Source organism: Streptomyces sp. NPDC052040 (assembly GCF_044548405.1).
Lineage (GTDB): Bacteria > Actinomycetota > Actinomycetes > Streptomycetales > Streptomycetaceae > Streptomyces.
Genome location: NZ_JBIUBV010000006.1, coordinates 75,397 through 90,598 on the forward strand (window position 1 = coordinate 75,397; position 15,202 = coordinate 90,598).

General features: G+C 72.5%; 14 protein-coding genes. 3 read left to right on the forward strand and 11 right to left on the reverse strand.

Annotated elements, in window-relative coordinates; all coding sequences use genetic code 11:
- Positions 1-127: 127 nt before the first annotated feature.
- The 3 genes from ACIHAA_RS14820 to ACIHAA_RS14830 form a co-directional block, all read right to left on the reverse strand.
- Positions 128-832 carry a response regulator gene (locus ACIHAA_RS14820; RefSeq protein ID WP_399816913.1) on the reverse strand — a complete coding sequence of 235 codons (705 nt, stop codon included), beginning with the start codon at positions 830-832 and terminating at the stop codon, positions 128-130.
- Positions 829-2,061, reverse strand: a complete 1,233-nt coding sequence (macS, locus tag ACIHAA_RS14825; protein WP_399816915.1) for a MacS family sensor histidine kinase — start codon at positions 2,059-2,061, stop codon at positions 829-831. The genes ACIHAA_RS14820 and macS overlap by 4 nt, the downstream gene beginning before the upstream one ends.
- A gap of 114 nt (positions 2,062-2,175) precedes the next feature.
- Entirely contained in the window at positions 2,176-2,952 is a 777-nt protein-coding gene (locus ACIHAA_RS14830) for a 1-acyl-sn-glycerol-3-phosphate acyltransferase (protein ID WP_399816917.1), read from the reverse strand.
- Positions 2,953-3,133: 181 nt separating this feature from the next.
- On the opposite strand from ACIHAA_RS14830, the gene ACIHAA_RS14835 reads away from it, so the two are divergent.
- Together ACIHAA_RS14835 and ACIHAA_RS14840 are read left to right on the forward strand one after the other, a co-directional pair.
- A complete protein-coding gene (locus ACIHAA_RS14835; protein WP_399817417.1) occupies positions 3,134-3,913 on the forward strand; it encodes an alpha/beta hydrolase in 780 nt (259 codons plus the stop codon).
- Positions 3,906-4,466: a hypothetical protein gene (locus ACIHAA_RS14840; protein ID WP_399816919.1), complete on the forward strand. Its 561-nt coding sequence runs from the start codon at positions 3,906-3,908 to the stop codon at positions 4,464-4,466. Before ACIHAA_RS14835 ends, ACIHAA_RS14840 begins: the two co-directional genes overlap by 8 nt.
- A 30-nt stretch (positions 4,467-4,496) precedes the next feature.
- Here the strand turns inward: ACIHAA_RS14840 and ACIHAA_RS14845 are convergent, their stop codons facing one another.
- From ACIHAA_RS14845 to ACIHAA_RS14870, 6 genes are all read right to left on the reverse strand, one after another.
- On the reverse strand, positions 4,497-5,273 hold the full coding sequence (locus ACIHAA_RS14845) for an endonuclease/exonuclease/phosphatase family protein (protein WP_399816921.1): 777 nt from the start codon (positions 5,271-5,273) through the stop codon (positions 4,497-4,499).
- Between the two features lie 187 nt (positions 5,274-5,460).
- Positions 5,461-6,414: an ROK family glucokinase gene (locus ACIHAA_RS14850; protein WP_399816923.1), complete on the reverse strand. Its 954-nt coding sequence runs from the start codon at positions 6,412-6,414 to the stop codon at positions 5,461-5,463.
- A gap of 175 nt (positions 6,415-6,589) precedes the next feature.
- A complete protein-coding gene (locus ACIHAA_RS14855; RefSeq protein ID WP_399816925.1) occupies positions 6,590-7,174 on the reverse strand; it encodes a DUF5304 family protein in 585 nt (194 codons plus the stop codon).
- A 104-nt stretch (positions 7,175-7,278) separates the two neighbouring features.
- Positions 7,279-8,448, reverse strand: a complete 1,170-nt coding sequence (locus tag ACIHAA_RS14860; protein WP_399816926.1) for an ArsA family ATPase — start codon at positions 8,446-8,448, stop codon at positions 7,279-7,281.
- Positions 8,449-8,718: 270 nt separating this feature from the next.
- On the reverse strand, positions 8,719-9,162 hold the full coding sequence (locus ACIHAA_RS14865) for an SRPBCC family protein (protein WP_399816928.1): 444 nt from the start codon (positions 9,160-9,162) through the stop codon (positions 8,719-8,721).
- A gap of 159 nt (positions 9,163-9,321) precedes the next feature.
- Positions 9,322-10,119 (reverse strand): metallophosphoesterase, encoded by a 798-nt coding sequence (locus ACIHAA_RS14870; protein WP_399816930.1) that lies wholly within the window; start codon positions 10,117-10,119, stop codon positions 9,322-9,324.
- Positions 10,120-10,425: 306 nt separating this feature from the next.
- Between ACIHAA_RS14870 and ACIHAA_RS14875 the strand changes: the two genes are divergently transcribed.
- The gene (locus tag ACIHAA_RS14875) at positions 10,426-12,222 is read left to right on the forward strand and encodes an AMP-dependent synthetase/ligase (RefSeq protein WP_399816931.1); all 1,797 of its coding nucleotides are present in this window, start codon (positions 10,426-10,428) and stop codon (positions 12,220-12,222) included.
- A gap of 19 nt (positions 12,223-12,241) precedes the next feature.
- Here ACIHAA_RS14875 and ACIHAA_RS14880 read toward each other — a convergent pair whose 3' ends face one another.
- Both ACIHAA_RS14880 and ACIHAA_RS14885 read right to left on the reverse strand, forming a co-directional pair.
- Entirely contained in the window at positions 12,242-13,828 is a 1,587-nt protein-coding gene (locus ACIHAA_RS14880; protein WP_399816933.1) for a GMC oxidoreductase, read from the reverse strand.
- A 150-nt stretch (positions 13,829-13,978) separates the two neighbouring features.
- Positions 13,979-15,121: a glycosyltransferase family 4 protein gene (locus ACIHAA_RS14885; protein ID WP_399816936.1), complete on the reverse strand. Its 1,143-nt coding sequence runs from the start codon at positions 15,119-15,121 to the stop codon at positions 13,979-13,981.
- Positions 15,122-15,202 lie beyond the last annotated feature (81 nt).

Below are 15,202 nucleotides of genomic sequence, written 5' to 3' on the forward strand. Positions count from 1 at the left end.
TTCCGGTGAATTGTCGGGAAGTTGATCACCGAGGGTGGGGGGAACTTCACTCGAAGGTGGGCAGTTGAGGCGCGCGTGAGCGACTCACTCCCGTCCCGCGACCTCCCGCGCCCCGCTTCCGCGGGTGTCAGTCCTCGTCCAGCCCGCGTTCGATCGCGTAGCGCACCAACTCCACCCGGTTGTGCAGCTGGAGCTTGCCGAGGGTGTTCTGCACATGGTTCTGCACGGTGCGGTGCGAGATGACCAGGCGCTCGGCGATCTGCTTGTAGCTCAGGCCCTTGGCGACCAGCCGCAGTACCTCGGTCTCGCGGTCGGTCAGCCGGGGCGCCTCCGACTGCCCCGCACCGGCGGCGGAGACCGGCTCGGCGGCGAGACGCCGGTACTCGCCGAGGACCAGGCCCGCGAGGCCCGGGGTGAACACCGGGTCCCCGGCCGCCGTACGGCGCACCGCCTCCAGCAGCTCCTGGGTGGAGGCGGACTTCAGCAGATAGCCCGTCGCGCCCGACTTCACCGCCTCCAGCACATCCGCGTGCTCCCCGCTGGCCGACAGCACCAGGACCCGCAACGCCGGGTCGGCGCCCACGAGTTCCCTGCACACCTGGACCCCCGGCTTCGCGGGCAGATTGAGGTCCAGGACCAGGACGTCGGGCGCCGCGGCCAGGGCGCGGCGCACCGCCTGCTCGCCGTCGCCCGCGGTGGCGACGACCTCGAAGCCCGACTCGGACAGATCGCGGGCGACGGCGTCCCGCCACATGGGGTGGTCGTCGACCACCATCACCCTGATCGGTTCCTGCCGCACGTCCGTGGTGTCCGTGTCCGTGGCCGCGGTCATCGTGTCCCGGTCCTCCCCCGGGAGGCCCCGGGGCCTCCCGCGTCCTTCGGTATCTTCAGTTCCACTTCCGTGCCCTGGCCGGGCACCGAGACCAGCTCGGCGGTGCCGCCGAGATCGCGCAGCCGGCCCCGGATCGACAGGGCCACCCCGAGCCGCCCCTCGCCCTCGGCCTGGGCGAGCCGCCCCGCCGGGATGCCGGGCCCGTCGTCGCGCACGGTCACCACGACGCCGTCCGGCTCGTCCTCGACCAGGATCCAGGCGCGCGCCCCGGGACCGGCGTGGAGCCGGACATTGTCCAGGGCGGCACCCACGGCGGCGGCCGTCTCCCGTGCGGCGGCCGGGGCGAGCCGCACCGGGGAGCAGGGCTCGGAGAGCGTCACCCGGGCGCCCGCATAGGGGGCGAGCAGCAGCCGCAGGTCCAGCGGGCCGTCGTCGTCCGGCTCCTCGACCAGGCGGACGACCGCGCCGAACGCCGCGTCCTCGGACACCCGTGAGGGCGGCGCGAGGCCGCCGCTGACCAGGGTGCGCAGCGCGATCTCCTGCTCACCGGCCAGCCGTCCCAGCTCCGCGGCCTCCCCGCCCAGCGCGGTGCCGCGGCGCTGCACCATGGCGAGCACCTGGAGCACCCCGTCGTGGATGTCCCGGGCCAGCCGCTCCCGCTCCCGGGTCGCCGCCTCGATCTCCAGGGCGCGGGCGAGGGTGCGCTCGGAGGCGCGGGCCACCTCGACGACATAGCCGATCGCGATGGCGGCGACCCAGACGAGCACCACATTGTGGACGGTGTCGCGGGTGGGCGCGCCACGCTCGGCCAGATTGGCGGCGGCGACCAGGGTGGAGGCGAGGGCCGCCCAGCGCCAGCCGCCCTTGACGGCGTAGGCGAGGACGGAACCGGCGGTCCATATCGACGGCAGGGTCGGACCGCCCGCCAGGATCCGCTCATGGGTGTCGGCGAGGGGCGTGAGGAGGATGCCGGTGAGCGCGAGGGCGAGGTCGGTGGCGAGGAAGCGCTTGGTGCAGCTCGCCGCGTTCGCCACCCTGGGCAGGGTGGCGAGGGTCCAGCCGCACAGGACGACGTAGTACGCGACCGCGAGCCAGGGCCGGGGGAATCTGCCGTAGGCGGTGGCGAACAGCCCGATCGCGTACAGCATGGTGAGCACGCGGTAGGCGGCCAGCGCGCGCCACAGCGGCTGCTCGACCGACATCCTGACGACCCGCTCGCGCCTGGCCATGCCCCTCCCCCGCCCGGGCCGTTCCCCCGCGGGAGCCGCGGTGCCCCCGTCCCCTCGCCGCCGTACGGACCGTTCTCCCGCACCTCTGCCCGGCGTCTGCTCCTGCGGAGCGTCCTACGAGTCCGCCCGCTCCCCCTGGTCCTTCTCCGCCGCCTTCTCCGCCTTTTCCACGGCCTTCTCCGCCTGGGCGGCGTCCTTCTGGGCCTGCTTCTCAGCCTTCGCCGCATCCGCGATCTGCCGCTTGGCCGCGGTCGCGTACATGTCGACGTACTCCTGGCCGGAGAGCTTCATGATCTCGTACATGACCTCGTCGGTCACCGCGCGCAGCACGAAGCGGTCCGCTTCCATGCCCTGGTAGCGGCTGAAGTCGAGCGGTTTGCCGATCCGGATGCCCGGGCGCATCAGCTTGGGGACGACCTTCCCGGGCGGCTGGATCTTCTCGGTGTCGATCATGGCGACGGGGAGGACGGGCGCGCCGGTGGCGAGCGCCACCCGGGCCAGGCCGCCGGGCTTGCCCCGGTAGAGGCGGCCGTCGGGCGAGCGGGTGCCCTCCGGGTAGATGCCGAACAACTCACCGCGCTCCAGCACCTCGATGCCACTCTTGATGGCCGCCTCGCCCGCGCCCCGGGCGCCGGAGCGGTCGACGGGGAGCTGGCCCACACCCTTGAAGAAGGCGGCGGTCAGCCGGCCCTTGACCCCGGGGGTGGTGAAGTACTCGGCCTTCGCGATGAAGGTGACCTTGCGGTCCAGGACCGCGGGCAGGAAGAACGAGTCCGAGAAGGACAGATGGTTGCTCGCCAGTATGGCGGGACCCTCGGCCGGGACATTCTCCAGGCCTTCCACCCAGGGCCTGAAGGCGAGCTTCAGCGGCCCCCCGATGGATACCTTCATCGCGCCGTACAACAACCGAATGCCTCCTGTGTCTGTCGAACAGACCTTAACCCGGTCCGCCGTCAAAGAGCCCGACGGCCCTGGTCGGTGTCAGTGCCGTCGCGTACGGTGAAGTACCTGCAATCGACGTGTGCAGCCCCTTTTCCTGTCCAGCCCCCTTTTTCATGAACAGGAGACCGACGTGCCGGTCCTGCCCGGAGCCGAGCCGTACCGCCACGAGGGCGGGGAGATCGGCGTCCTCCTCTGCCACGGTTTCACCGGATCCCCGCAGTCGCTGCGCCCCTGGGCGGAGTATCTGGCCGGGCACGGCCTGACCGTCTCGCTGCCACTGCTGCCCGGGCACGGCACACGCTGGGAGGACATGCAGCTCACAGGCTGGCACGACTGGTACGCGGAGGTGGACCGGGCGCTGCGCGTCCTCACCGAGCGCTGCACGCAGGTGTTCGTGGCCGGTCTGTCCATGGGCGGAGCCCTGGCCCTGCGGCTCGCCGCCCGGCACGGGGAGGCCGTCAGCGGCGTCATGGTCGTCAACCCGGCGAACAAGGTGCACGGCCTGTCCGCCTACGCCCTCCCCGTCGCCCGCCACCTGGTGCGCACGACGAAGGGCATCGCCAGCGACATCGCCAAGGAGGGCAGCACGGAGGTGGGGTACGACCGGGTGCCCCTGCACTCCGCCCACTCCCTGCGGAACTTCTTCCGGGTGGTCGACGGGGAGCTGCCGCAGGTCACCCAGCCGCTGCTGCTTCTGCACAGCCCCCAGGACCATGTGGTCCCGCCCGTCGACTCGGCGCGGATCCTCGGCCGGGTCTCCTCCACGGACGTGCGGGAAGTGCTGCTGGAACAGAGCTACCACGTGGCGACGTTGGACCACGATGCGGACCGGATCTTCGAGGAGAGCCTCGCGTTCATCGGCCGGCTCGCGCCCAGTCTCGGCAAGGAAGGGACGGCCGCAGGTGGCTGAGCACGACTCCGACCGTGAGGACCGCGAGCCCGACGAGAAGGGTGTGCCCTTCGACGAGGAGGCCGCCTGGGCGGCGATCGTCGCCGGATACGGCGAGGAGCCGCCGGACCCGCCCGGCAGCAGACCCTTCCGGCCGATCGAGGACCTGGCGCTGCCCGATCCGGAGCCGATCGGGGGCAAGGGCGACGAGACGAAGACCGAGCCGGTGAAGCCGCTGGGCAGCTCGATCTCCTTCGCGCCCGGTGTGGGTCCCCGCGACCACACGGCGCCGGAGCCCTCGGAGGACGACTTCGACGAGGACGACGAGGGGCATTTCGTGCCCCCGGAGCCGCCGCCGCTGCCGACGGCCGACACCGCGGCGAAGTTCGCCTGGCTCGGCATGATCGGCGGCCCGGTGCTGCTGCTGCTCGCGGTGCTGCTCGGCTGGGAGATGACGTGGTGGCTCACCACGCTCGGCGTCGGCGGCTTTCTGGGCGGCTGCGGCACGCTGGTGGTGCGGATGAAGACCGACGACGAGGACGGCGACGGGCCGGGCCGGGGCGCGGTGGTCTGACCGGCCCGGCAGTCCGACCGCCCCGCCGCGTCACCGCGGTGAGGTGGGCCGTTTCGTCGCGGGCACCCGGAGGGCGGCCAGTACCGGAAGGTGGTCCGTGGCGGCCCGCAGATCCGCCGGGGTCACCCCCGGATGGCCCTGTGGGACACCGCAGCCCAGGACCTCGACACCGCCGGTGGCGAAGATCGCGTCGATGCGCTGGTACGGGTCGGACGGCGTCCAGGTGTGCTCGCCGCCCCAGGGGGTCCTGGCCCTGGCGTCCTGGAGTCCGGCAGCCAGGCGCGCGAAGGCGGGACCGTCGGGCCGCTCGTTGAGATCACCGCCGACGACGGCGTGCTCGGTACCGAGCCCGGCCAGCCGGTCGAGCACCATGCCGCTCTGGGCGTACCGCTCGTCCTTGTCCAGGCTGAGATGGCAGCTGACGACGCCGAGCCGGGCACCGCCGAAGCGTACGACCGCGGTCGCGAGGCCCCGCCGGTGCAGCCCCGGGGTGAGCGGCAGCAGTACGTCCTCGGTGCGCTCGACCGTGGCGCGGAGCGAGCACAGCAGGGCAGGTCCGGCGGCCGTGGCGCCGCCCGAGAGGACCGCCAGACCCGAGGCGGCCGCCAGCCGGGCGAGCTTCTTGCGCCAGCGGAAGAACCGGGGCGCCTCCTGCACCAGCACCAGGTCGGGTGCGCAGGCCCTGATCACCCGGGCGAGCGCGTCGGTGTCGTCGCGCATGGAGCGGATGTTGTAGCCGAGGACGCGGATGACGGCCGAACCGTCCGGCTCGGTGCGGGAGTTGGGCAGCGTGATCGTCGTCGCCATGCCGATCAACATACGCCCGGGCACCGGCCGCGGGCGGGCAGCGCCGGGCACCGGCCGCGGGCGGGCAGCGCCGGGTGGCGTCCGCGGGAGTGCGGGAACGGGTGGCGTCCGCGGGAGTGCGGGAACGGGGCGGAGGCGGCCGCCGCGGGGTGCCCCGACGTGCGGTCCGCTTCCGCCCCTGCTCGTCTCACATGATCGGGTCGGGCTCCCGGGCCAGGTCGGCGGCGCCGACCAGGCCCGCCTCGTTGCCCAGTTGCGCGGCGATCACATCGGCGACCGGGCGCCAGTTGCCGCCGACCAGCCAGCGCTTGTACGACTTGCGGATCGGGTCGAGGACCAGCTCGCCCTCGTCCGAGAGGCCGCCGCCGACGATGAAGGCGGAGGGGTCGAACAGCGAGGCGAGGTCGGCGAGCCCCGCACCGGCCCAGCGGGCCAGCTCACGGTAGGAGTCGACGGCCACCGGGTCGCCCTGGCGGGCGGCCATGGAGATGTGCTTGCCCTCGATGCCGTCGGGGCTGCCGTCGCCGAGCGAGAGCAGCAGCTCGGCGTTCTCGGGGGTGGCGTTGGCTCGCTGCTTGGCGTAGCGCACCAGGGCGCGGCCGGAGGCGTACTGCTCCCAGCAGCCCTGCGAGCCGCAGCCGCACAGCAGGCCGTCCGGGACCATCCGGATGTGGCCGAACTCGGCGGCCACGCCGAAGTGGCCGCGGCGGAGCTTGTTGCCGATGATGATGCCGCCGCCGAGACCGGTGCCGAGCGTGATGCAGATGACGTTGCGGTGGCCCTTGCCCGCACCGAACTTGTACTCGCCCCACGCGGCCGCGTTGGCGTCGTTCTCGACGACCACGGGGAGGCCCACGCGGGCCTCGACCTTCTCCTTCAGCGGCTCCTGGCGCCAGTCGATGTTCGGCGCGAAGTAGACCGTGGAACGCTGGCGGTTGACGTAGCCCGCGGCTCCGATCCCCACGCCGACGATCTCGTGTCCGGCACGGGCGCCCTCGACGGCTGCGGCGATGGCGTCCACGATGGCCTCGGGCGTGCCCGGAGTCGGCACCTTGTGGGTCGAGAGGATGTTGCCTTCCTCGTCGACCACACCGGCCGCGATCTTCGTGCCGCCGATGTCGACGCCGATGGTGAGTCCCATGAATCCCTCAGTTTCGGTCGAGCCCCGCTACGGCCAACCGTACCCGAGGGGGCTGAGGGCTGTCGGACGCTCCCCTGCGGCCCCGGGACCACTGCAAAGACCGCTCCGCCACGGTCCCCGCGCACCTCGCCGGGGGTCCGCGCCGCCCCCGGCCAAGGCCGATCCGTCCAGGCGATCAGTCCAGGTCGATGCGTTCTCCCGGCCCCTGCTCCCCGTCCCCGCGGCGGGGCCCGGTGTCGTCGGAGGCACGGCCGGTCCAGCGCCGCTCCTGGGCCTCGACGGCGGAGCGGTAGGCGGCGAGCAGCTCCGAGCCCGCGGTGGCGAGATGGTCGAATACATCCGGATTGCGCTCTATCACCGGTTCCACGGCAGCCTTGGCCTGCTGCACCACCTGCTGCACCATCTGCTGGGCCGCGCCCGAGGCCGCGGCGCCGAAGAGGGGGGTGGGCAGCTCGGACAGCTTGTCCGTGACGGCGTCGACGAGCCTGCGCAGCTCCTCGGCGGCCGAGCCGGGCGGGGATCCCTGGCGGGCCCGGCGGCGGGCCCGCTCCGCGGCGAGGTCCTCGGCACAGGCCTTGGCCCAGGCATCGGCGTCGGCGTCGGCGTCGGACGGCTCCTTGGGGCCTTCGCCCTTACCGAAGCTCTCGTACTTCTCCGAGCCCTCGGCGCCGCCCGGGGAGGCGGTGCCCCCGCCGGTGGAGTCGTTCCTGCCGTCGGCCGGCTCCTCCTGAGCGTCGGACGGGGGGCGCTCTTCGCTCATGGCGGACTCCTGACTGGCGGTTCGTACCTTCGACGGTACCCGAACGGGGGTACGCGATTCACCGGGTGCGCGGCCCGGTTCCGGGCTCCCGGAGGCGCCCCGGCTCACCCTTCCCGCGGCCACAGCTCCGGGTCGGGCGCGAACCGGATGCGCAGCCCGCCCTCCCGCAGTGCGGCCCCGGAGACCGTGCAGCGGCGCAGCGCCGACGGCAGCGGGACGATACGGCGGAACGCTCCCGCGGTCACGACCAGTTCGTCCCCGCGCCGGACGAGGTCGAGTTCGTCGCGTATGGCGCCGGGCAGCGGGATGTGCCAGACCAGTACGCCGTCCTCCGGTCGGCGGTCCTCGATGGGCCACTCCACCGGGGCGGGCGCGGGATTGACGGCGGGGGCGCCGAGCGCGGCGAGGTCGTCGGCGCCGCGCGGGTCCCGGCCGAGGTGGCGTACGGCGTGGACGGTGTGACCGCCGCGCCACTCCTCCACGGCCTTGCGCTGCTGGGCGACGAGCCCGGCGAGCCAGGGGTCGGGGGCGTCGTCGGGCAGGACCCGGGTGGCGACCAGGACCTCGGGGCGCAGACCGTGCAGGGCGAGACCGGTGGCGGCGGACCGGACGGCGTCGGCACCGGCCGGACCCGGCTCGGCGGCCAGCCATACGGTGGTGGCCCGGTCGGCGATGACGGACTCGACGGCGGCCAGTTCGACGTCCCAGCGGCCCGCCGTCTCATAGAGCCAGTCGGCGGGCATCGGCACGCCCGCGAGGCGGCCGAGGACGGGGCGCAGGGCGCGGGCGGCCTGCCGTTCCGGGGGCAGCAGCCGACGCAGATAGCGGCGGAGCTCCCCGGGCAGGGCGAGGAGGGCGAGAGCCTCGGGGGCATGCGGCAGGTCGACGACGAGGAGGTCATGGGCGTCCGAGAGGGCGGCGTCGCGCAGGGCCCGCAGCAGGGCGAGTTCCCCGGCGCCGGGGAGGGGGGTGACCTCCTCGGGGTCCAGCCGGGCGGCGCCGAGCAGGTCGAGGGCTCCGGAGGCACGGTCCTGGAAGGCGGTCAGGTCCGCCCGGAAGCGGGCGTCGGCGTCCGGCCGCCAGGCCGTGAGGCGGGGTGCGGCCTCGGTGGGGGTGGGGCCGACGGGGGTGCCGAGCACGGCGCCGAGGGTGTCGGTGCGGTCGGCGCTGAGTACGAGGGTGCGGGTGCCCTGGCGGGCTGCTTGCAGCGCGGTGGCCGCGGCGACGGTGGTACGGCCGGAGCCGCCGGGGCCGGTGATCAGGATGGTGCGCATGGGGGTGAACGCTACCGGTGCCCGGCCCCCGGACCGAGCAGGCCGCCGACGGACGCCACCCGGAGCGGACGGCCAAGGCCGCCCGACGACGACACCGGGAGCAGGCCGGTCGTCGGCGGCCCCGGCGGCGACACTCAGAGCCGCCGCCGACAGAGCCGCCCCCGGCGGAAGCGGCGAAACCGACCGCAACACCCGGAACGAGCCGTTCAGACACCCGGCCGCGAGACCCGGAGTATGCCCGGGAGCCGTCCGCCGCGGCGGACGGTTCCGCTACTCCTCGCCCGACTCCACCCGCTTCTTCAGGCCTGCCAGGGCCCGGTCGATGATGACCTTCTCGGCCTTGCGCTTGATCATGCCGAGCATCGGGATCTTGACGTCCACGGTCAGCCGGTACGTCACCTCGGTGCCGCCCGGGGTGGCCGGCTTGAGCAGGTAGGAGCCGTCCAGGGAGCGGAGCATCTGGGACTTGACCAGGGTCCAGGAGACCTCGCTGTCGCTGCGCCAGGTGTACGCCAGGGTCTGGTCGTCCTTGATCGCGCCCGCGTCCATGACCAGGCGGACCTGTTCGGCGCGGCCCTGGGCGTCGGTCGCCAGGACCTCCGCCTCCTTCACCTCGCCCGTCCAGTCCGGGTAGCGCGCGAAGTCGGCGATCACCCGCATGACGTCGGCCGGAGCCGCCTCGATCGTGATGCTCGAGCTGGTGTGTTCCGCCATCGCGGTGGCTCCTCCAGATGCGGTCCGGTGAGGGAGGGGTGCGCCCGTGCGCACGTGTGTGCAGCGTGAAGGCTACCGCGCACGCGCCGTGCCGCTACCACCGCGCCTGCGGTTCGGCCACCGGAGCCCCCGGCCCGGGGGCTCCCGGGGCTCCGCCGGTCACCACTCCAGCACCCAGGGCCTGCCGCTGCCCGCGAAGTGCCCCACGTTCACACACTCCGTCACCCCGATCCGCATGCGGTGCGCGAGCGGCTGGTGGACATGGCCGAAGAGCGAGTACCGCGGACGCGTCCGGCGGATCGCCTCGAGAAGCGCCCGGCTGCCGCGTTCGAAGCGGCGTGCCACCGTGTCGTAGACCAGGTCGGGGACCTCCGGCGGGATGTGGGTGCACAGCACGTCCACCTCGCCCACCGCCTCGATCTTCGCCGCGTACTCCTCGTCGCTGATCTCGAAGGGGGTGCGCATCGGGGTGCGCAGACCGCCGCCGACGAAGCCGAAGGTCCAGCCGCCGATCTCCGCCCGCTGGCCGTCCAGGACGGTGGTGCCGGGCCCGGCGTATTCCGGCCACAGGGCCGGCATGTCGACATTGCCGTAGGTGGCGTAGGTGGGGGCCGGGAAGGCGGCGAAGAGTTCCGCGTACTGTTTGCGCACCGCCCCCTCGATCGCCGCGGCGCGGCCCTCTCCCACTCCGGCCCACAGCCGGGCACCGAAGGCGCGGGCCTCCTCGAAGCGGCGGGCGGTGCGCAGCTCGACGATCCGGTCGGCGTTCTCCTTGCCGAAGAGGTCGGGGAAGATGCCGCGCGAGTGGTCGGCGTAGTCGAGGAAGAGGACCAGATCACCCAGACAGACGAGGGCGTCGGCCCCGTCTCCGGCTCTGGCCAGGTCGCGCGCGTTGCCGTGTACATCGCTGACCACATGAACGCGCGTTCTCGGTTTGCCGTCCGGTGTGGGTGTCATGACGATCAAGCGTAGGGCTGTGCGGCATGTGTGAACAGTGGCGGTCGGACCTGCGGTTACTGGCCAGTCAGGAAAGGCGTGGACTACTGTGCGCGAAGGAACGCCAAGACGTGTGACGCACAGAACATCTGACCGGGACCCCCTGTCCCGGACACCATACCGACGGGTAACGTCCGGGCAGTCCAGTCGAGCTCAGGGTTTCAGCCAACGACGGTCGTGGGAACCCTGCGCATCCGACCGAGCCTTGGACCGCACCGTCGCAGCACACAGAGTCGTGGCGTCGGCGCCCTATGAGGAGCAGCAGTCTTGCGCGAGTTCAGCCTTCCGGCTTTGTACGAGGTCCCTGCGGACGGAAATCTGACCGACATCGTCCGCAGAAACGCCGCGCAGCATCCGGACGTCGCCGTCATCGCCCGCAAGGTGGGCGGGGTCTGGCAGGACGTCACGGCCACCACCTTCCTCGCCGAGGTGCACAGCGCGGCAAAGGGGCTCATCGCCTCCGGTGTGCAGCCGGGAGACCGGGTCGGGCTGATGTCCCGCACCCGTTACGAGTGGACCCTGATGGACTTCGCGATCTGGAGCGCCGGGGCGGTCACCGTGCCGGTGTACGAGACCAGCTCGGCGGAGCAGGTGGAGTGGATCCTCGGTGACTCGGGCGCCACCGCCTGTGTCGTGGAGCTGGACGCGCACGCCGCCGCCGTGGAGTCGGTGCGCGACCGGCTGCCCGCGCTCAAGCACGTCTGGCAGATCGAGGCCGGGGGCGTGCAGGAGCTGGACCGGGCCGGCAAGGACGTCAGCGACGCCACGGTCGAGGAGCGCAGCTCGCTCGCCAAGGCCGACGACCCGGCGACGATCGTTTACACCAGCGGGACCACCGGCCGCCCCAAGGGCTGTGTGCTCACGCACCGCAACTTCTTCGCCGAGTGCGGCAACATCGTCGAGCGGCTGCGTCCGCTCTTCCGTACGGGCGAGTGCTCCGTGCTGCTCTTCCTGCCGCTCGCGCACGTCTTCGGGCGTCTGGTGCAGATCGCGCCCATGATGGCGCCCATCAAGCTGGGCTGCGTCCCGGACATCAAGAACCTCACCGAGGAACTCGCGGCGTTCCGGCCGACCCTGATCCTCGGTGTGCCGCGGGTCTTCGAGAAGGTCTACAACTCGGCGCGGGCCAAGGCGCGGGCCGAGGGCAAGGGCAAGATCTTCGACAAGGCGGTGGACACGGCGATCGCGTACAGCCGCGCGCTGGACGTCCCGTCCGGTCCGTCGTTCGGTCTGAAGATCAAGCACAAGGTGTTCGACCGGCTCGTCTACAGCAAGCTGCGCGCGGTGCTGGGCGGCCGCGGCGAGTACGCCATCTCCGGCGGCGCCCCGCTCGGCGAGCGCCTCGGCCACTTCTTCCGCGGCATCGGCTTCACGGTCCTGGAGGGCTACGGCCTGACCGAGACCACCGCGGCCACCGCCTTCAACCCCTGGGACCGCCAGAAGATCGGCACGGTCGGCCAGCCGCTGCCGGGCTCCGTGATCCGGATCGCGGACGACGGCGAGGTGCTGCTGCACGGCGAGCACGTGTTCCCGGAGTACTGGAACAACGAGGCCGCGACCGCCCAGGCGCTGGCCGACGGCTGGTTCCACACCGGTGACATCGGCACCCTCGACGAGGACGGCTATCTGATGATCACCGGCCGCAAGAAGGAGATCATCGTCACCGCGGGCGGCAAGAATGTCGCCCCGGCCGTGATCGAGGACCGCATCCGGGCGCATGCCCTGGTCGCGGAGTGCATGGTGGTGGGTGACGGGCGGCCGTTCGTGGGCGCGCTGATCACCCTGGACGAGGAGTTCCTCGGGCGCTGGGCGGCCGAGCACGGCAAGCCGGCGGGTTCCACCGCGGCGTCGCTGCGTGACGACCCGGATCTGCTGGCGACGATCCAGGAAGCGGTCGACGACGGCAACGCCGCGGTGTCGAAGGCGGAATCGGTGCGGAAGTTCCGCATTCTGTCCTCCCAGTTCGACGAGGACTCGGGCCACCTCACGCCGTCGCTGAAGCTGCGGCGCTCCGTGGTGGCGAAGGACTACGCGGACGAGATCGAGGCCATCTACCAGAAGTAGCGGGCCCGGAGCCCACGGGTCATGGCGCGGTGTCCTCGGCGAGGACCCGCGCCATGGTGCGTTCGGCGAGCGCGGTGATGGTGAGGAACGGATTGACGCCGAGGGAGCCCGGCACCAGGGAGCCGTCGGTGACATACAGCCGCGAACAGCCCTTGACCCGGCCGTAGTCGTCGGTCGCCCGGCCGAGGACGCAGCCGCCGAGCGGGTGGTACGTGAAGTCGTCGGCGAAGACCTTGCCGGTCGTGCCGAAGAGGTCGTAGCGGTAGATGGTCGCGTTGGCGGCGTTGACCCGGTCGAACAGCTTCTTCGCCATGCCCACGGAGACGGCGCTCTGGGCGGCGGTCCAGCCGAGTTTCGCCGAGTCCGTCGCGGCGTCGTAGGTGAAGGACGCGCGCTGCGGGTTCTTGGTGATCGCCAGATAGAGGCTGATCCAGTGCTCCAGGCCCATGGGCAGGGGCGCGATCTCGGCGAAGACCGGGTTGTCGGTGTTGGCCCAGTCGTCGATGCCCATCACGGGGATGGTCGACTCATGGGCGCCGACCGTGTCCCAGAGGTGGTTGGCGCGGCCCAGCATCACATTGCCGTTGGTGCCCCAGCCGGTGCCGACGCTCGGGTCGAGTCCGGGCAGGGCGCCCGTCTCGCGGGCGCGCACCAGCAGTTCGCTGGTGCCGAGGCTGCCCGCGCCGAGGAAGAGATAGGTGCAGGCGTACTGCTTGGTCTCGACGACCGTCCCGGTCAGGTCGATCCGGTCGGCGGTCAGCAGATAGCCGCCGTCGGGGGCCGGGCGGATCTCCCTGACCCGTTCCAGGGTGTTGATGGTGACCTGGCCGGTGCCGAGTGCCGCCGCCAGATAGGTCTTGTCGAGGCTGCGCTTGCCGTGGTTGTTGCCGTAGATGACCTCGCCCGCCAGCGCGGATTGGGTGGCGGTGCCTGCCGCCTCGCGCCGCATGTAGTCGAAGTCGTAGACGTTGGGCACGAAGGGGGTCTTCAGCCCGGTGTTGGCGGCGGCCTTCCGCGAGGTGCGGGCGAACCGGTACCACTCGGTCGACTCGAACCAGGCGGGGTCCACGGTGTTCACGCCGAGCATGGAGCGGGCACGCGGGAAGTACGTGGAGTACATCTCCCCGGCGTCGACGCTGGGGAACTGCTCGGCGAAGTAGGAGGGCAGCGGGGTCGGAGCCATGCCCCCGTTGACCAGGGAGCCGCCGCCGACGCCCCGGCCGACGTAGACGGACATCTGGTCGAAGTGGACGCGGTCGAGGACGCCGGGGTAGCGGCTGATGTCCCGGTTGACCACGTCCAGCCAGAGGAAGGTGGCGAGCGGCGCCTCGGTGCGGGTGCGGAACCACATCGCCCGCTGGTCCGGGGCGCTGGTGGAGCAGAACACCGTGCCGTCGGGTCCGGCGGTGTTCCACAGGCGGCCCATCTCCAGGACGAGGGTGCGGATGCCCGCCTGGCCGAGGCGCAGGGCGGCCACGGCGCCGCCGTAGCCGGAACCGACCACGATCGCGGGGGCGTTGTCCACCGCCGGGGGCTCGGCCGCGCGGGCGGACTGGAGGCCGACGCGGGTGAGACCGAGGGCGGCGGCCGTCTGGAGGGCCGCCATGCCCAGGATGTGACGGCGAGTCAGGTGACGATGCGTCAGGTTTTCTGTCATGTGCGCAGCATCTGCGGACTATTCGGTTCCGGCTAGGTGCGGCGTCCTGTGAGGTTGGGTCCGGGCGCCCTCCGGAACGGCCGGTGCCGCGACGGCCCCTCAGAGCAGCGCTTCGAGCCTCTCCGCCAGCAGGTCCCAGCGCCACTTCTCCTCCACCCAGCGCCGCCCCCGCTCGCCCATGCGGCGGCGCAGCTCCGGATCGCCCAGCAGGGCGACGATCCGGTCCGCGGACTCCTCGGGGGAACCGCCCCGCACCACCCAGCCGGTCTCCCCGTCCAGCACCGCGTCCGGGGCCCCGCCCGAGTCGCCCGCGACCACCGGGAGGCCGGTGGCGGACGCCTCCAGATACACGATGCCGAGGCCCTCGACGTCCAGTCCGCCCCGGCGGGTACGGCACGGCATCGCGAAGACATCGCCCGCGCCGTAGTGCGCGGGCAGCTCCGACCAGGGCACGGCACCGGTGAAACGGACGGCACCGGCGACCCCGGTCTCGTCCGCGAGGCGGCGCAGGTCCTTCTCGTAGGGGCCGCCCCCGACGATCAGCAGGACCGCCTCGGGCTCCTTGGCCAGGATCGACGGCATCGCCCGGATCAACGTGTCCTGGCCCTTGCGCCGGACCAGCCGGGACACACAGACCACCACCGGGCGGTCCGTGAGGCCCAGCCGGGCGCGGACCTCGTCGCCGCCGGAGCCGGGATGGAAGGTCTTCTCGTCGACACCCGGGGGCAGTTGCACCATCCGCCCGGCCGCCTGCGGGGTCAGCGCGGAGGCGATCCGCGAGCGGGTGTACTCGCCGAGATAGGTGATCGTGTCCGTGGACTCACCGATGCGGCGCAGCAGTTCGCGTGCCGCGGGCAGCTGGGCCCAGCCCGCCTCGTGGCCATGGGTGGTGGCCACCAGCCGCCGCGCCCCGGCCCGGCGCAGCGCGGGCGCCATGAGGCCGAGCGGGGCCGCCGCCCCGAACCACACCGAGGTGCAGCCGTGCTCCCGCAGCAGCCCCGCGGCCCGCCGGGTGGCGCCCGGGGTGGGCAGCAGCATCGTCGTCCGGTCCCGTACGACGGTGAAGGGCTGCTCCGCGTCGAAGGCGGCCGTCGCCTCGGCGCCCTCCCGGCCGCGCTTCCAGGTGGAGGCGTAGACGACCAGGCGCTCGGGGTCCAGGCGCAGCGCCATGTTGTGCAGGAACGCCTGGATGCCGCCCGGCCGGGGCGGGAAGTCGTTGGTCACGATCAGGGTCTTGTGCATCGTCGTCGACAGTACCGAATGGCGTGTGCGACCGTACTCACAGCTCCGTACGGCCGTGCTTCATGGCCCTCGCCCGGTCCG

Excerpts from the sequence above, each read along its gene's own strand:
- ACIHAA_RS14850 (WP_399816923.1), bottom strand. The coding sequence starts at position 6,414 with ATGGGACTCACCATCGGCGTCGACATCGGCGGCACGAAGATCGCGGCC.
- ACIHAA_RS14845 (WP_399816921.1), bottom strand. The coding sequence starts at position 5,273 with ATGGCGACGACGATCACGCTGCCCAACTCCCGCACCGAGCCGGACGGT.
- ACIHAA_RS14830 (WP_399816917.1), bottom strand. The coding sequence starts at position 2,952 with ATGAAGGTATCCATCGGGGGGCCGCTGAAGCTCGCCTTCAGGCCCTGG.
- ACIHAA_RS14870 (WP_399816930.1), bottom strand. The coding sequence starts at position 10,119 with ATGACACCCACACCGGACGGCAAACCGAGAACGCGCGTTCATGTGGTC.
- ACIHAA_RS14820 (WP_399816913.1), bottom strand. The coding sequence starts at position 832 with ATGACCGCGGCCACGGACACGGACACCACGGACGTGCGGCAGGAACCG.
- ACIHAA_RS14880 (WP_399816933.1), bottom strand. The coding sequence starts at position 13,828 with ATGGCGGCCCTCCAGACGGCCGCCGCCCTCGGTCTCACCCGCGTCGGC.
- macS (WP_399816915.1), bottom strand. The coding sequence starts at position 2,061 with ATGGCCAGGCGCGAGCGGGTCGTCAGGATGTCGGTCGAGCAGCCGCTG.
- ACIHAA_RS14860 (WP_399816926.1), bottom strand. The coding sequence starts at position 8,448 with ATGCGCACCATCCTGATCACCGGCCCCGGCGGCTCCGGCCGTACCACC.
- ACIHAA_RS14855 (WP_399816925.1), bottom strand. The coding sequence starts at position 7,174 with ATGAGCGAAGAGCGCCCCCCGTCCGACGCTCAGGAGGAGCCGGCCGAC.
- ACIHAA_RS14865 (WP_399816928.1), bottom strand. The coding sequence starts at position 9,162 with ATGGCGGAACACACCAGCTCGAGCATCACGATCGAGGCGGCTCCGGCC.
- ACIHAA_RS14885 (WP_399816936.1), bottom strand. The coding sequence starts at position 15,121 with ATGCACAAGACCCTGATCGTGACCAACGACTTCCCGCCCCGGCCGGGC.